The sequence below is a fragment of the Streptomyces subrutilus genome (genome assembly GCF_008704535.1).
Classification (GTDB): Bacteria; Actinomycetota; Actinomycetes; order Streptomycetales; family Streptomycetaceae; genus Streptomyces; species Streptomyces subrutilus.
In genome coordinates, this window is the sequence record NZ_CP023701.1 from 7,050,080 (window position 1) to 7,066,119 (window position 16,040).

Here is a 16,040-nt window from a genome sequence, read left to right on the forward strand (position 1 = left end):
GTGACCATGGCAGGACCACCCCGCCGTGCGTCGCGGCCGCACCGCGGGCACCCGCAGACCGACCGGATGCTCCGCACCCTGCTCCGCCGCCGCAAGAAGGCGCTGAGCAGCGAGGACGTGACGGTCGCCGACCAGCCCCAGGTACGCAGGGCGGTGACCGCCGCCGCGCTCGGCAACACCATGGAGTGGTTCGACTTCGGCGTCTACGCCTACCTGGCCGGCACCATGGGCAAGATCTTCTTCCCGACGAGCTCCCCGGGCGCCCAGGTCGTCTCCACCTTCGCGACCTTCGCCGCCGCCTTCCTGGTCCGCCCCCTGGGCGGGCTGGTGTTCGGGCCGCTCGGCGACCGGATCGGCCGGCAGAAGGTGCTCGCCGCCACCATGATCATGATGGCGGCGAGCACCTTCGCGGTCGGCTTCCTGCCCACCTACGCCTCGGTCGGCTTCCTCGCGCCCCTGCTGCTCCTGGTCTGCCGGCTGGTCCAGGGCTTCTCGACCGGCGGCGAGTACGCCGGCGCCACCACCTACATCGCCGAGTACGCGCCCGACAAGCGCCGCGGGTTCCTCGGCAGCTGGCTCGACTTCGGGACCTTCGTCGGCTACGCCCTGGGCTCCGGCCTGGTCACCGTCCTCACCCTCACCCTGGGCCCCCAGGGACTGGAGGACTGGGGCTGGCGCATCCCCTTCTTCATCGCGGGCCCGCTGGGACTCATCGGCCTCTACATGCGGCTGAAGCTGGAGGAGACCCCGGCCTTCAAGAAGGAAGCCGCCTACGCCGCCTCGGAGGCGGGCGCGGCCGAGGGCGGGGCCGCCGCCGACCCGCACGACGAAGCCGCCGCCACGGGCAGGGGCCACCTCAAGGAGATCTTCACCCGGCACTGGCACGCCGTGCTCATCTGCATGGGCCTCGTGCTGCTCTACAACGTCACCAACTACATGGTGACCTCCTACCTCCCGACCTACATGACCGTCACCCTCGGCGAGGACGACACGACCGCGCAGCTCCTGGTCCTGGGCACCATGCTGCTCGTCGTGCTCACGATCACCACCGTGGGCCACACCTCGGACCGCTGGGGGCGCAGACCCGTCTTCCTCGCGGGCAGCGTCGCCCTCGTCGCCCTGGCCGTCCCGGCGTTCCTGCTCATCCGGGAGGGCGGCATCCTGCTGCCCGCCGTCGGCTGCGCCGTCCTGGGCCTGCTGCTCGTCTGCTTCGCGGGCACCGCCGCGTCCACCCTGCCCGCCCTCTTCCCCACCCGGCTGCGGTACGGAGCGCTGTCCATCGCCTTCAACATCTCCGTCTCGCTGTTCGGCGGCACCACGCCCCTGTTCACCTCCGCCCTCGTCGAGGCCACGGGCAACGACATGGTCCCGGCCTACTACCTGATGGTCGCCGGGGTCATCGGCTTCGTGTCCACGCTGTTCCTGCACGAGACGGCGGGCAGGCCGCTGAGGGGATCGGGGCCCATGGTCGAGACCGCCGACGAGGCCGACCGCCTCGCCGCCCGCAGCCGCACCGCCGCCGGCCGGCAGGCCAGGGACCTCTGGATCAGACTGCGCCACCCCTGGGCCCACCGCCCGCACCGGGACCGCCGCGACTGACCCCGGCACGGTCCGCGTCCACCGCGCGCCGCCCGAGCGGCAGGAGGTACTGCAGCGGCTGGTCGAGGTCGTCCAGCCCCAGCAGCTCGTGGGCCAGGTCGTCGTGGAATCCGCCGAGCGGGGTGCCGGCCAGGCCCAGGGCCGCGGCGGTCAGCAGCAGGGTCTGCGTGAGGTGTCCGGTCTCCAGCAGGGCCAGGCGCAGCGCCCGCAGGCCGTAGCGGCCGCGCAGCAGGCCGAGGTCGGCGTACACGCCCAGGACCACCGGGGCGTCGTCGATGCCGATCCAGTCCGGGTCCGTCGCCGGCCGGGACAGGTACGTCGACAGGGCCTTGACCTCCTCCAGCGGCGGCACCGGCCCGACCGGCCGCAGGGTGCGCGACTCGGGCACGCAGTCGTACGTGCCCGCCGGCACCCCGTCCGTGGCGAGGACCAGGAGCCGCACCCGGGCCGCGTAGAGGGCGCCCGCGCTCGGGTACGGGCGGTGCACCGCGGTACGGACCGAGCCGTCGGCGAGGCGCTGCGCGGAGCGGCCGCTCTCGGCCAGCGCGTGCCACAGCAGCGCGCCCAGCCCCTGCGCGTCGAGCGGCCCCGAGAGCGGACCCCGGGCCGAGGACCGCCCCGCGAGGACGCCGGCCAGCGGGACCCGCGGCAACGGCGCGGCCGGCAGCGGCAGATCCGGCCGGGCCGCCGGACCCGCCGTCCGCCGCGCCGGCGCCGTCGGACGCAGCGCCGTGTCCTGGCCGCGGCCGATCTGGAACTTGCTCCGCTCCAGGTACTGGACGTCGGCCGCGGTGCGCGCGGCCGGGAAGAAGGACGGCGGCTCCTCCTCGTCCGCCGTCTCCAGCAGGGTCCGGGCGGCCAGCCGGCACACCGCCCGCTCCTCGTCGGGGCTGACGCCGAGCCGGTTGAAGAGCATGTGCAGCTGCGAGGCCCACACCCAGGCCGACACCCCCTCGGACAGGCCCGCGCCGCCGCCGTCCGCGCCGCTGCCGTCCGTGCCTGCCGCGCCGCCGCGCAGCCGGGCGTCGGCCGCGCGCACCGCGTCCGCCCAGCGGGACGGCCACGGCGCCGCGGTGCCCGTGGCGAGACCCTCGCGCAGGTGCGCCGCGCGCCGGGCCAGCGCGGTCCGCTGCGCCGCGTACACGGAGTTCACCCGCGCGTGCACCGCGGCGCCCGGCAGCAGCGGCACCTCCGTGACCCACCGCCAGCCCGCCGCGTGCCGCCGCAGCCAGCGCGCCGCGCTCAGCTCGTCCATGCCGAGGGCGTACGCCGTCGCGTGCGCCAGGTCCGCCGCGACCGTCAGCCGCGCCGCACCCGCGGCGCCGTGCGGCTCCGCCAGGGCGCCGAGCACGACCCGGGTGGACGCGCCGAAGACCTCCTCGGCGACCGGCAGCGCCCGCGGGCCGCCGTAGCGGTCGGTCTCGGGCACGTACGGCACCGTACGGACCTCCCCGTGGGCGGAGGGCCACGGGCCGGGCACCGCGGGCACCTCCTTCGCGGCCCGAGCGAGCTCGTCCGCGAGCCGCGCCGCGCCGGCCGCGTCCAGGTCCCGGGCCCGGATCCGCAGGTGCGGGCCGTCCTGCCCGTACCGGATGAAGAACCAGCCGGTGCTCTGCCCGGCCCCCACCAGAGCGTCGAGGCGCGGTGCCACCTCGCGCAGCAGGAACGCGTCCGTGTCGCCGGTGGCGGAGTGCAGGAACAGGTGGAGGCCGTGCCAACTGCCGGTCGTCGTCATTGCGTCCTCGTCATGGGTCGGCCCGGCCGGATCGGCGGGACGTGCGGAGCGGGCGTCAGCGGGCGCGAGCGGCCGGTACCGGCCGGCACCGGCCGGGTCAGGGGAAGGGGTGCGGGTGGAGGGCCAGCTCCCCGTGGTGCAGGGGGCGGTCCGTGCGGCCCAGCCGGTACGGCACCTCCAGCAGCCGGGACAGGCCCGAGGTCCGGCGGTTGACGTGCCCGAACGTCATGGGGAGCGCGCCCGGGACGATGGCCTTCACGCAGTGCAGGCCGAGCCGGTCGCGCAGCCCCGGCTCGCTCTGGTCGACCGCGATCACCTCCAGGCCGGCCCGCGCCAGCCGCGCCACGGTCTGCCGGAGCAGGACGCCGAGGTCGGCGACCGGCGCGGGGGCCCCCGGCCACGCCTCCTCGACCGGCACGCACGGCGTGTCGGCGAAGAGGAACTCCAGGCGCGGCCCCGCCTCGGGCAGGGAGTTCACCCCGACGTGGTCGTCCAGGGACACCACGAGCTCCGGCCGCTCCAGCATCGGGCGCAGCCGCCGCGGGTCGCGCGGGCCGCCCTCGGCCAGGGAGCGCTGGGACGCCTCCAGCACGTTGGTGACCACCTCGGCGACGGCGGAGCGGATCGCCGCGCGGGGATCGTGGTGGGCGCCCGCCGCCAGGAACATCCGGGGCGCGTCCGGGTGCGCGCCCTCGTACCGGCAGACCGCCACGACGGCCGGGACGCCGAGGTCGTTCGTCGCGTCCAGCAGCAGGAGCCGGTAGCCGGCCAGGGCCGCGCGGTCGGCGAGCAGCGCCGTGTCCAGGTCTTCGGCGGGCGCGGCGATCCGCCGCAGCGGCGTCGCCGCGTACCACGCCATCAGGAAGGCGTCCCGCTCGGCCACCTCGAACAGGCCGTAGAGCAGGGCCTCTTCGGGGCTGTTGCCCAGACCGCAGCCGTTGGAGGACTCGTACACCACGCGCGGGCCGTCCCCGGGCACGTCCCAGTAGGCCACGTGCTCGGGGACGGCCGCCGTCCGCCGCCGGGTGAGCGACCAGCCGTGCACCCAGTCCATCTCCAGCTCCGGGGTGTACGGGACGGTGGGCGAGGCCGGGTGCCCGTGGTGGGCGGGGTCGGGCAGACCGAGCCGCTCCGGGTCCACCGCCCGGCCGGGCCCCAGCCGGGCGAAGGAGGCGCGCAGTGCGGTGCGCCGGCCGGTCGGCCGCATGCCCGCGTACCGCTCGACGCCCTCGAACAGGGCGATCCGCTCGCTGTCGGTGAAGTCGCGGGAGCGGCCGTAGCCGCCGTCGTCCACCCGTCGGCCGTCCGTCACGAACGCGCTGGTCAGGCAGGACGCCGAGTCCTCGGAGCGCAGCAGACGGCGCACCGGGCCGAACCGCTCGTCGAACAGCGCCGAACGCAGCCGGTCCGGAGCGGTCCGCGGGTTGGGGGAGCGCAGCAGGTACGGGTCGGGCAGCGGGCGCGCGGAGGCCGGCAGCGGGGCGACGGCGGCCGCGGCGTCCACGGGCAGCGGGCAGCACACCGGGCAGCCGCCGATCGGGCGGACGCGATGGGTGGACCAGGTGCCGCGCCCCTGGTGCACGACGTACACCAGGGCGGGATCAGCCTCCCCGCCGCCGTCCCCGGCCGGGGCCCGGTCGGGGACGGGCTCCAGGAGGCCGAGGGCGAGCGCGCCCAGGGCTTCGGGCAGGGCGGGGGAGGCGACCCCGGCCAGCTCCAGCGTCGGGCTGCGCCACGGCACCCGGCCGCCCGCGGTGGCGAGCCGCTGGTACTCGGTGCAGCACAGGCACGCGGTCGCGCCCGGCCGCAGCACCGGCCCGACCACCGCGAGCGCTCCGTCCAGGCGGACCGGGACGAAGGCCACCGGGTGGCCGAGGGCGTGCCGGGTCAGGTCTTCGGCGAGCCCGAGCGTCCAACGCGTCAGCAGCACCACGGCCGGGCCGGCGGTGACCGCGGCGGCCGTCCCGGCGTCGAGCACGGGCACCGGCAGGGGACCGAGCGGTGTCGCCGCGGTCATCGCGCCTCCCGGTGGCCGTGCAGGACGCTGAAGCCGAACGCCCGCAGCAGGGAGGCGAGTTCGCCCTCCGGTGCGGTCCGCGGCCGGGGCCGTCGCCGGGGCGGGGGAGCGCCGGCGGGGAGCGGCGGGGCCGTGTACCGGTGCAGCGCCTCCTGGAAGGCGCCCTCGCGCCCGGCCAGTTCGGCGAGCCACGTCCCCGTCCAGCCCCGGTCCTCCCAGGCCGCCGTCCGCACGCCGGCGGCCGCCAGGGGCGCGACCGCTCCGCCCGAGCACCGGGCCAGGACGGCGGGCCGCCCGGCGGCGCCCGGGGCCGCGGCGGCCGCGTGCGCGCGGGCCACCGCCGTGAGCGCCGCGAAGGCCGCGGCGTCCGCCGGGGTCGCCTCCACGGCGTCGCCGAGGACCACGCCGGGTGCGCCGCCGCCCGCCGGAGCGGACCGGACGACGGCCCGGTACGCCTCCACGTCCGGCGCGACCCGGTGCACCTCCAACCGGGCCGGGACCGCGAGCCGCCCGGTCAGCGTCGCCCACCAGTGCCGCACCTGGGGATGACCGGCCCACGCGTCGGAGTCCACGGGCCGCGATCCGGCCGCCGGGCCGCGCAGGGCCGCCGCGCGCAGGGCCCGTCCCCGGGCGTGCTCCGGATTCGCCCCGACGGTGAACCCCGGTCCGTCCAGCAGGAGTTCGGCGGCCCCGCAGAAGAGGTCGAGGCGCGCCAGGTCCAGCCGCGCGGCGGCGCCCAGCAGGCACCGCTCCGGCTGCCCGGCCGCCCGCAGCACACAGGTGGCGAGCGGTACGGGCACCTGCCGCAGGTCCGCCGGGAGCGGCTCGGGCAGCGCCCCGCACCGCCCGTCGACGAGGGCCGCCACGCGCCGCACCGCGTCGCCGAGGGTCCCGGCCGGGGCCAGCTCGGCCCGTCGGCCGGAGTCGAGCCGGCCGGGACCGACCCAGGTGCGGTAGTCCGCCCACAGCGGACCGGCCTCCGCGAGGAGGACCGCGGGCAGGCCCGGCAGCAGCCGGTCGTCCTCACCCTCGGCCGACGGGTCCGCCAGCCCGGCCGCCGCGCACAGCAGGCGGTGTGCGGCAGCCCCGGCGAGCAGCGGGAGGAGGGCGGCGGGCTGGCCCGTGTCCCCGGTCGCCCCGGGAGGCCCCAGCCGCGTCTCCAGCGCCGCGGCCTCCGCCCGGACCTGGGCCGGGCTGCCCGGCGCGGTCGCGTACCCGCCCGCACGGCACCACCCGACCGCGACGCCGATCCGCGCACCCGACCCGGGCGCGGCCCCGACGCCGCCGCGGCGCCCACCAGCGGCGCGACCACCGACCGCGCCGGCCGCCCGTACCGGCCCGGGGGCGGCCGTGTCGGCGTACAGGTGCACGCGACCCTCGGGGAGGGTCGGGTCGGTGGTGTGGGCCACGGGCAGTCCGGCCGCCGCCAAGGCGCGGCCGACCGCCCGGGCCAGCGCGGTGCCGGGGGCGCCGGACACCACCTCGGCGCGGGTCGCGGCGAGGGCCGCCGCTGCGCGGGCCGGGTCGTCGGCCGTCACCTCGATCCAGTCGTCGGCCGGACCGGGAGCGCCGGACCCCGCGGGCCCCGCCGGGCCCGTCACCAGCAGGTCGTGGGCATCCAGTTGCGCGACGACCGTCTCCACCGCCCGGCGCGCCGCCGAGCCCGGCTCCATGTCCTCCAGCAGTGCCTCCAGGCCCCCGGCGCGCAGCGGGCCCGCCAGGAAGTCCCACAGCGCGGGCAACGCCGGACTGCCCTCCAGCGTGACGTTCCGGCGCCGGCCGCGCAGGTGGAGCCCGCCGCGCAGCGGGGTGACGGCCACCCCGGGACGCAGCCGCCGTACGGTGCCCGGCACCGGGGCGGGCGGGGCCGCCGCCGGGGTGACGGCGCTCACGACGCCGCCTCCACCGCTGCGGTGGCCGCGCCGATCTCCGCGCGCCAGTCGCACCCGGTCAGAGCGGGCACCGTACGGATCACCAGGTGCGCGGCCAGGTACCGCTCCGACGGGGTGACGTCGCAGAGGGCGAGCAGCCGGTACAGGGCGTTGGTGGTGGTGCGGTGGATCAGGTAGTCGGGCCGGCTCCACATCGTCCCCCCGGGATCGGAGCGGGCGAGCAGCCGGTGGAACTCGCTGTACCCGCTGCGCTCGGCACGGTTCCAGCGCCGGGCCGTCGCCGCGTCCCCGGTGGCCGCCGCCCGCAGCCGGTACGCGTCCGGTTCGCCGTGCAGGTCGGCGCCCTCCGCGTACCGGCGTGCGACCACCTCCCAGGCGCCCGCCGAGTAGACGGCCCAGGCGCGCTCCCAGCCCTCGGCGCCGCCCCCGGCGATCCGTCCGACAAGGCCGGTGACCGCCCGGTCCACCCGCTGCCCCTGCTGCTCGAACCGCTCGCGCAGCCGCCCGTCGGGATCGTCGTGGAAGAGGAAGTCCTCCAGGTGCGACACGTACGAGAAGTGGCCGCCGGCCAACCCCCCGGGATGCGCGCCCGCGTGCGCGGCCAGTGCCGCCACCGCGAGCTGCACCCGGGCCTGCGCACGGTCGCCGTGCTCGGCGAGGAAGCGGGCTCCGGCGCGCAGCGGCCCCAGACCGGCGCGCAGCAGGGCGTCGCGCAGCCCGAGGCCGTCCGCGCCGAGGAGGGCGCGCAGCGGCTCCCGGTCCACGGGCTCCACCCGTACGGTGTTGTCGGCCACGATCGGCCCGTACGGCCCGGCGACCAGTTCGGCGCGGCCCACCTCCGCCGCCCGCTCCAGCAACTGCCGCTCGGACAGGCCGCTGTGCGAGGGCCGGACCCGGACCCAGTCACGGGCCGTCCCGGCGACGGACCGCGCGACGGAGTCGACCCGCCCGCGCGGCCCCTCCAGGCGCAGCTTCAGGTGCGGGCCGTGCAGCCAGTGCCGCTCGACGTGGGCGGCCAGCCCGGCCGCGGCGGCCGATTCGGCCAGCGGCAGCATCACTTCGCGCAGCAGCCGCGCCTTGACGGGCTGGTGGTAGTACACGACCACGTCGCGGGCATCCGCGTCGGGGGAGGGCAGGGATCGCACGGTGCGCACGCTCGCTTCCGCTGTCGTCGGGTGGTGGTTCATCGGGACCGTCCGGGCCGGTAGACCTCCAGCACCAGTTCGACCGCGTGCCGCGGGGCCGTCAGGGCGCCGGGCGCGGGCAGCGCCTCCTCCAGGACCGCGCCCGCGTCACCGTGCCGGGACAGCCACTTGGTGAGGCAGCGCAGGTGCAGCGCGTTGCCCAGGTCCACCAGGTGCGGCTTGGGGCGGCTCAGTCCGGTCAGGAAGTCGTCGGCGGCCCGCCCGGTCGCTGAGCCGGCCGCCGGGTGCAGGAAGACCTGCTCGGGCAGGTCCAGCAGGGCCCGCCAGCGGGCCGTCGCCGCCGCCGGGACGGTGTCGTTGCCCAGGTCGGCGCGCAGCGCCCGCACCACGTCGGGCGGCAGCAGCCAGCGCCGCCGCCGGAGCACCAGGTGCCGGTGGCGCAGCCGGGCCGTACGGGTCACGGCGCCGCCCGGGGCATCGAGCCGGTGGCGCGGGACGAGCGCGGCGAAGTCGACGGCCCCGTGCGGATGGTCGGCCAGGTGGGCGCCGATGCGGCGCGGCAGCAGGACAGGCGCGAGGAAGCCGGGGTACAGCACGTCGAGGTGTTCGCCGGTGGCCCGCAGCCGGAAGCGGACCTGGTCGGCGGCCTCGTCGTGCACGAGGTCCAGGTCGGCCTCGCCGATCGGGGCGTGGCGCCGGTCGTGCCCGATCTCGTCCGGTACGAGCAGCGGGTGCAGGTTGGCGTTGAACCCGCCGACCGGGCGGATCTGCGCGGCCCGCGCGCCGGGCCCGAGCCCGCGCCTGACCTGCCGGGACACCTCGGCCCGGGCACGCGGGTCCAGGGCGTCCAGGAACCGGCTCGTGAACCGGCCCCACCCGCCGTACACGTGGTTGACGGCCAGCGGCCCGGGGCCCGCCGGGCCGCTGGGATGCGCGGCCGGCCGGGGGGCGCGCTGGAGGAAGTAGGCGTAGCCGAGGGGCCGTTCGGCGCTCCAGTCGGGGAGCCGGTCGGCGAGGCCGCGTACGAAGTCCACGGGCAGCACCGCCTCGTCCACGGCGGGGTCGCCGTCGGAGGCGGGGCGGGTGGTCCGTACGGCCTCGGCCCGGAGCGCGGCGAGGGCGTCGCAGCCGCTGGGGAACCGGCCGCGGTCCCGCGGGGAGAGCGCCGCGATCCGCCCGGCGGCCTCCCAGGCCCCGGCCACGGCCGCGCCGAACTCCCACGGGTGCCGGCAGGTGCCGCCGGGCCCGTAGCGCTCCACGAACCGGTCGCGGACCAGGCGCCGGACCAGGTGGCCCAGGTCGAACAGCTCGGCCAGCGCGGTGACTTCGCCGAGCGCGGCATGGTCCGCGTCGTCGAGGAAGCCCTCGACGGGCAGCGGACGTGCGGCCACGACGTCCTCGGAGAGCACGTTCAGCGGGGCGGCCGAGGACGGCACGGGGCGGCCGGCGTCCGCCAGGGCGCTCCGCCACCCCCGCGACAGGTCGGCGAGCAGGGCGGGGCGCTCGGCGGCCGGCGCCGGGCCGAAGGCGTCCGTCAGCCGGCCGAGCTCCTCGACCCGGTCCGCCGGCGCCGCGTCGTCGGGGTGCGGGGGTGCGTCGGGGTGCGGGTCCGTCGGGCGGGGGGTGCGCAGCCAGGCCGCGAGGCGGCCCACCGGGTCGCGGTCCTGCGGGGGGACGGGATCGGCGGGCACCAGCAGCCCGGCCTCGCCGAGCCGGCCGAGGAAGCCGGTGGCGGCCGCGCGGGCCCCGGCCGCACCGGGGCCCCCGTCGCCGGGCCCGGTCAGCGCCGTCGCGAGCAGCCGCGTCAGTCCGGTGAGCGGCAGCGGGCTTTCGGCCCGCTCGGTGACCAGCCGCAGCGGGCCCCCGAAGGGCAGCTCCGCCTCGTCCTCCTCGGCGACCAGGTAGCGGCCCCCGGCGAAGACGGTCCGGTCCCGGGAGTACGCCGCCCGGCCGTCACCGGCGGGCCGCGCGGTGCTGGTGATGCGGTGGGGGAGCCCGGCCCGGCGGTCCGGATCGTCCAGCAGCGCGAGGGCGAGGGCGGTGGTCAGCGTGCGGTTGACCCGTACGACGGAGTGCAACGGCCCCCGGAACACCGGCGCCGCTCCCCAGGCGGCGGGCCCGCCGTCGCCCGACCCGGGCGCCGCGGCTCCGGCACGGTGTGCGGCGCCGCCGCCCGGTACGGCCCAGCCGACCGCGGTGAACCAGGACAGCGGGCTCGTCTTGGTGCTGGCCCGCAAGGCGTAGCGCAGGACGGCGGGTTCCTCCTTGCGGGCCCTGCGGTCGGTGGCGCCGGTGCCGGCCCGCGTCACCGCCCGCAGCAGGTCCCCGCTGGTGAGGGCGACGGCCTTGCCGAGGGCCGGCTCGCGGCACAGGGCGGCCAGCGCCGCGCGCTCCGTGTCCAGCGCGGGCCCCGTGGCTGCCTCCAACTCCGCGAGGAGCGCCTCGCGACGGGCCCGGAGGGCGAGCCAGCGGGCGAGCGGCGGCACCCGTGCGGGCAGGTCGCCGAGCCGCTCCAGCAGGGCCGGCCGGGGCGGGCGGCCGTTGTGCAGGGCACGGCGCAGCGGAAGGACGACGGCGTGGTGGAAGTCGGCCGGGTGCGTGCCGCGGCTGTCGTACAGGGCGTCGCAGAGCGGGGCCGTGATCCGCGCCAGCCGGGCGTCCAGCCGGTGGAGCCGGGCGAGCAGGGCCCGGAACCGGGCCGCCGCGGGCTGCTGGGCCGGGTACGCGAGCACGGTGGCACGGACCAGCGCGTACGGCGCGGAGCGGGCCCCTCGGCCCCCGCCCGCGGCCCCGGCCGCCGATGCGGCGGTGGGCCGCTCGGTGGCCGCGTTCGGCGGGGTGGTCGTCGGAGCCGCCGGGGCGTCGGCGGTGGCGCGGGCCGCGGCTCCGGCTGTCCGGCGCGGCTGGGGCTGCGGCATGGGGTTCCCGTCCTGTCCGTGGTGACGCGCGGGCCCCCCGCCGCACACGAGGTGCGGCGGGAGGCGTCACGACGTGCGGGTGGTGCGGTGGAGCGGCCCTACGGCACCGGTACTCCGGTCTGGTCGGGCTGGGCGCACGAGGAGGAGCCCTGGCAGGAGCAGGTGCCCCAGGAGGCGCCTCCCTCGGGCAGGGCCACGGTGTCGCTCATCGAGGTGACGGTGAGGTCGCCGAGGTCGAGGTCGAGTTCGTCGAGTTCGAAGCGCGTTGCCGAGGTGGCTCGGATCATGGAGTTCTCCTTCGGTCGGACGGCCGTGGTCGTGGCTCCGGCGCCCGCACCGGTCGCGGCGCCGGGTGGTGTGCGGTGGTCAGCCCGCGAGTTCGCCCACGTTCTGCTGCGGGTGGGCGCAGGAGGAGGAGCCCTGGCAGGAGCAGGTGCCCCAGGAGGCCCCTCCTTCCGGCAGGGCCACGGTGTCGCTCATCGAGGTGACGCTGAGGTCGCCGAGGTCCAGCGAAAGGTCCTGGAGGGCGAACTCGGGCGTGCGTGCGCTGTCGCGGTCGGACATGCGGTCTCCCGGGGGTCATGGGCGGGTGTCGGCGGTGCCGGACCGGACGCCCCGCCCCCGGACCGGGTCACCCGGGCCGGGGCCGCGCGCGTACGGCCCGGCACGAACGCTGTCGCAGGCGGCTATAAATTCTCTGGAGAGTCGGTCCAGCCCGGCCCCGGGAGCGGACGCAGGGACCGGGTCCGACGGGCGGCCGCGGGCGGGAACGCCGACGGCCCCGCGCCGGCCCCCTTCCGGGGGCCGGCGCGGGGCCGCGGGTCGTGCCGTACGGGGGACGGGTCAGCGGCCCTGGAGGGCCTTGACGTTGTTGCCGAACGTCCAGTTCTTCGAGCCGTCCCAGTTCACGGACCAGGTCATCAGGCCCTTGAGCCCGTTGCCGTACTTGTTCCAGGCCTGCGCCACCAGGTTCGGCGCCATGTGGCCCCCGCCCGCGCCCGGCTGGGCGGGCAGTCCCGGGACCTGCTTGTCGTAGGGGACCTTGATGGTGGTGCCCTGCACCACCAGCCCCTTGTTCAGGCAGTCGGTCTGCGCCGTGAAGCCCTGGACCGTGCCGGCCGCGTAGGAGTCGCCCGCGCAGCCGTACATGCTGCCGTTGTAGTACTGCATGTTCAGCCACCACAGGCGGCCGTTGTCCGCGTACTTCTTCACGATGGGCAGGTACGCCCCCCAGATGGAGCCGTACGCCACGCTGCCGCCGGTGACGTAGGCGGTCTCGGGGGCCATCGTCAGGCCGAAGTTCGAGGGCATCTGGGCGAGCACGCCGTCGATGATGCGGATCAGGTTGGCCTGCGAGGCGGACAGCGTGTTGATGTTGCCGCTGCCGACGAGGCCGGTCTCGATGTCGATGTCGATCCCGTCGAAGTTGTACTTCTTCAGGATCGGCACGACGGTCGCGACGAACCGGTCGGCGACGGCGCTCGAACTCAGGTCGATGCCGGCCGCCGCGCCCCCGATGGACATGAGGATCGTCTGGCCGGAGGCCTTGGCCTGGCACATCTCGGCCGGGGTGGCCACCTTGACCGTCGAGTCCATGCCGTCCTCCCACAGCACGGTGCCGTCCGAGCGGATGACCGGGAACGCCGCGTTGATCACGTTGTAGCCGTGGCTCTGGATGCGGCTGTCGGTGATGGGGATCCAGCCGAGGGGCGGGTGGACGCCGTTCGAGGCGCCGTCCCAGTTCTCCCAGTAGCCCTGGAGCACCTTGCCCGTGGGCCGTGACTTGACCGCGCAGGTGTCGGCCAGCGGAGCGGCGGCCTCCGGGGCGGCGCCGAGCAGGGTGGGCAGGACGGCGGCGGTGGCCAGACACGCCGTCAGGAGTCGTGCGGTGCGACGGAGCATGGTGAGGTGCCTCCTGGACTGTGGGGAACCCTGGGAGGTGCGTGGGGTGGTGGAAGACAGTAGGGAGGTCTAGACCGGAGGTCAATAGGTCTGGACCAAGTCCCGGGGTGAGGGCCGTCGTGGCGGCGGGGTGCGGGGCCGCCGACGCGGGCCGGGCCGGACGGCACGAAGTCCCGGGGCTCGGGCTCCCGGGACTTCCTGTGCTGCACTTCGCTGACCGAAGCCTTCAACGACGCCCGGCCGCCCGGGTCACGCCCCCGGCGGCACGGACGTGCGCACGGGCTCCGGTGGACGCGTCGAGCGGGGTTCCGGCGTCAACACGGCAAGAGATCTTCACTTGATCCGAGGAAGGACCCATCCGGCGGACGCAGGGCGCCGAATGCAGTCCGTGAGCATCCACGGAGGGACCGGCACACGCGGCGCACGCACCGCGGCCCACGGCCCTGCCCCGGCGCGGCCGGAGGAGGCCGCCGCCGGGGCGGTCGCCCCCGGCGTCCGCCGGTCGCTCCGGCTCGCCCCAGGACTCGCTTCCGTACGTCCGCAGGTTCCGATTTCCGATTCCCCCTTGGAGTACACCGTGAATGCGCTTCGTTTCCGTCGTACCGCCCTCGCCGTCGCCACCGCGGCCGTCCTGCCCTTCGCCCTGACCGCCTGCTCGGAGGACGCCAAGTCCTCCGACGCGGCTCCCTCCGCCTCGGCGAGCGCGGACGGCGCCAACCCGGACACCGCCTCGTCGGACCCGGCGATGGCGATGGACAAGCCGTTCGGTGCGGCGTGTGCGGGTGTTCCGGCGGAGGGTGCGGGGTCGTTCGACGGGATGGCGAAGGACCCGGTGGCGACGGCGGCGTCGAACAACCCGGCGCTGTCGACGCTGGTGGCGGCCGTGAAGCAGGCGGGTCTGGTGGACACGCTGAACAACGCGAAGGACATCACGGTGTTCGCGCCGACGAACGACGCGTTCGCGAAGATCCCGAAGGCGGACCTGGACAAGGTGCTGGCGGACAAGGCGATGCTGACCAAGATCCTGACGTACCACGTCGTGGGTCAGAAGCTGACGCCGAAGCAGCTGGAGAACGGCTCCTTCGACACGCTGGAGAAGACCAAGCTCACCACGGCCGGTTCGGGCGAGGCCTACAAGGTCAACGGCACGTCGAACGTGGTCTGCGGCAACGTGCCCACCGCCAACGCCACCGTCTACATCGTCGACACCGTCCTGATGCCCAAGTAGGACCCCGCTCCAGCAGGCCGGTGGGCCGGTCACCGCATCGCGCGGTGACCGGCCCACCGGCCTGTCCCGTCCCGGTCCTGCGCCGTCCGCTCGGTCAGGGGAGCGCCGCCGCGCCGCCCGGCCCGCGCCGCGGCCGTCGCCGCTCCCTCCGTGCGCGCACCGCCGTCATCGCGAGCACGAGCGCGAGCGCCGCCCCGTACGCGAGCGCCGCCAGCGGCGCCGGAAACCCGAACCGCGGGCCCAGCACGTAGACGGCCGCACCCGCGAGCGCGACGCCGAGCCATTCCCAGCGGCCGTCGAGGGCCACGAGGGCGATCAGCAGCAGGGCGTACCAGGAATAGCCGGGGGTGAGCAGCACGAAGGCCCAGCCGGTGACCAGGAGCGCCCCGCTCCACGGCCGTGCGGGATCGCCGCGCCACATCACGTACACGGACAGGCCCGCGACGCCGGCCAGCAGCACGGGGAGCGCCCAGGCGTCCGGGAGCAGCAGGCGCAGCAGGGCGTAACGGGAGCCGGCCGAGGCGTCGTCGTAGCCCTCCTCCGCGACGTACCCGCCGAGGTAGCCGAAGACCGAGCCGTGTGAGAGCAGGACGTACGGCAGGTAGGCGAGCGCGGTGAACGCGGCGGCGGGCAGCAGCACCGCGGCCGCCTCGCGCGGACGCCGTACGCCCGACAGGGCCCCCGGCAGGACGACGGCCGGCATCAGCTTGGTGGCGACGGCGGCCCCGAGGAACAGCCCGCCGGCCGCCCGCCGGCCCAGGGTGCGTGCGGCGACGAGACCGAGGCCGACGACCGTCAGGAGCACGCCCAGCACGTCGACATGGGCGTTGTTGACGGCCTCGACGGGGACGGCCGGGCACCAGGCCCAGTACGCGGCCCCGCGCAGGTCGCCGCCCCGGCGGCGCAGGACCAGCAGGAGCGCGCCGGCCACCCCGAGGGCGAGCACGCCGGCGCCGGCCTGGAGCGGGGTGTGGCGCGCTCCGGCGGGGGAGAGACGGTCGACGGCCAGGAAGTAGGCCTCCGCGACGGGCGGGTAGATGGTGTGGACGGAGGGCCGGTTGATGCGCGTGCAGTGGGGCACGGCGCCCGTGTGGGGGACGGGGGCGAGGTCGGGGCCGCGGCAGGCGGCGCCGGTGGGGAAGAGCCACGGGTCGCGCAGCCGGGCGAGCGCCGGGGCCTGCGGCGCGTGGTCGTACGGGGAGATGCCGGCGGACTGCACGCGGCCGTCCCAGGCGTAGCGGTAGGAGTCGGTGCTCGTACGGGGCGGCGCGGTCAGCCCCGTCACCGTGACGGCCACCGCGCCGGCGACGAGCAGCGGCAGCACGCGGGAGGCCGGGACGCGGCGCAGCGCGAGCAGGGCGAGGCCGAAGAGGGCCCAGCAGGCCGCGTACCGGCCGAACAGGCCGACGGGGCCGGCGGCCTGGCCGCCGTACCGGAAGGTCAGGACCAGGGCGCCGACGAGCGCGGCCACGGCGGCGCCCGCCGCGACCGTCGGGCCGGGGCGGGCGCGGCGGGCGCCGCGGGCGGGGGCGGTGCCGGGGGACGGATCGGGAGCCGGGCCGGCGGGACGGGGGACGGGACGGGGGTTCACCTGGGGAAGCGTT

At 76.9% G+C, this 16,040-nt stretch carries 11 protein-coding genes; 2 read left to right on the forward strand and 9 right to left on the reverse strand.

From position 1 onward, the window contains the following. The first annotated feature begins 66 nt into the window (after positions 1-66). Entirely contained in the window at positions 67-1,599 is a 1,533-nt protein-coding gene (gene proP / locus CP968_RS31530) for a glycine betaine/L-proline transporter ProP (protein WP_150522242.1), read from the forward strand. On the opposite strand, the gene CP968_RS31535 is transcribed toward proP, so the two are convergent. The 8 genes from CP968_RS31535 to CP968_RS31570 all read right to left on the reverse strand — a co-directional run bounded on the left by CP968_RS31535 (position 1,547) and on the right by CP968_RS31570 (position 13,208). Then, positions 1,547-3,334 (reverse strand): thiopeptide-type bacteriocin biosynthesis protein, encoded by a 1,788-nt coding sequence (locus CP968_RS31535; RefSeq protein ID WP_150521227.1) that lies wholly within the window; start codon positions 3,332-3,334, stop codon positions 1,547-1,549. The two genes, proP and CP968_RS31535, sit on opposite strands and share 53 nt — an antisense overlap. Before the next feature lie 97 nt (positions 3,335-3,431). Next, entirely contained in the window at positions 3,432-5,351 is a 1,920-nt protein-coding gene (locus CP968_RS31540) for a TOMM precursor leader peptide-binding protein (RefSeq protein ID WP_150521228.1), read from the reverse strand. Beyond that, a complete protein-coding gene (locus CP968_RS31545; protein ID WP_150521229.1) occupies positions 5,348-7,243 on the reverse strand; it encodes a hypothetical protein in 1,896 nt (631 codons plus the stop codon). The genes CP968_RS31540 and CP968_RS31545 overlap by 4 nt, the downstream gene beginning before the upstream one ends. Beyond that, positions 7,240-8,397, reverse strand: coding sequence for a lantibiotic dehydratase C-terminal domain-containing protein (locus CP968_RS31550; protein WP_167536884.1), 1,158 nt, complete (start codon positions 8,395-8,397; stop codon positions 7,240-7,242). Before CP968_RS31550 ends, CP968_RS31545 begins: the two co-directional genes overlap by 4 nt. Before the next feature lie 29 nt (positions 8,398-8,426). Beyond that, positions 8,427-11,306 (reverse strand): lantibiotic dehydratase, encoded by a 2,880-nt coding sequence (locus CP968_RS31555; RefSeq protein WP_150521231.1) that lies wholly within the window; start codon positions 11,304-11,306, stop codon positions 8,427-8,429. A 98-nt stretch (positions 11,307-11,404) separates the two neighbouring features. Continuing rightward, positions 11,405-11,593, reverse strand: coding sequence for a thiazolylpeptide-type bacteriocin (locus CP968_RS31560; protein ID WP_150521232.1), 189 nt, complete (start codon positions 11,591-11,593; stop codon positions 11,405-11,407). 79 nt (positions 11,594-11,672) lie between these two features. Further along, complete coding sequence (locus tag CP968_RS31565) at positions 11,673-11,870, reverse strand: thiazolylpeptide-type bacteriocin (RefSeq protein ID WP_150521233.1); 198 nt, start codon at positions 11,868-11,870, stop codon at positions 11,673-11,675. A gap of 279 nt (positions 11,871-12,149) precedes the next feature. Beyond that, a complete protein-coding gene (locus CP968_RS31570; RefSeq protein WP_150521234.1) occupies positions 12,150-13,208 on the reverse strand; it encodes a chitinase in 1,059 nt (352 codons plus the stop codon). Between the two features lie 577 nt (positions 13,209-13,785). Between CP968_RS31570 and CP968_RS31575 the strand changes: the two genes are divergently transcribed. Then, the gene (locus CP968_RS31575; RefSeq protein WP_150521235.1) at positions 13,786-14,436 is read left to right on the forward strand and encodes a fasciclin domain-containing protein; all 651 of its coding nucleotides are present in this window, start codon (positions 13,786-13,788) and stop codon (positions 14,434-14,436) included. Between the two features lie 94 nt (positions 14,437-14,530). Here the strand turns inward: CP968_RS31575 and CP968_RS31580 are convergent, their stop codons facing one another. Beyond that, positions 14,531-16,027 (reverse strand): glycosyltransferase 87 family protein, encoded by a 1,497-nt coding sequence (locus CP968_RS31580; protein WP_373304140.1) that lies wholly within the window; start codon positions 16,025-16,027, stop codon positions 14,531-14,533. Between the last annotated feature and the right edge of the window lie 13 nt (positions 16,028-16,040).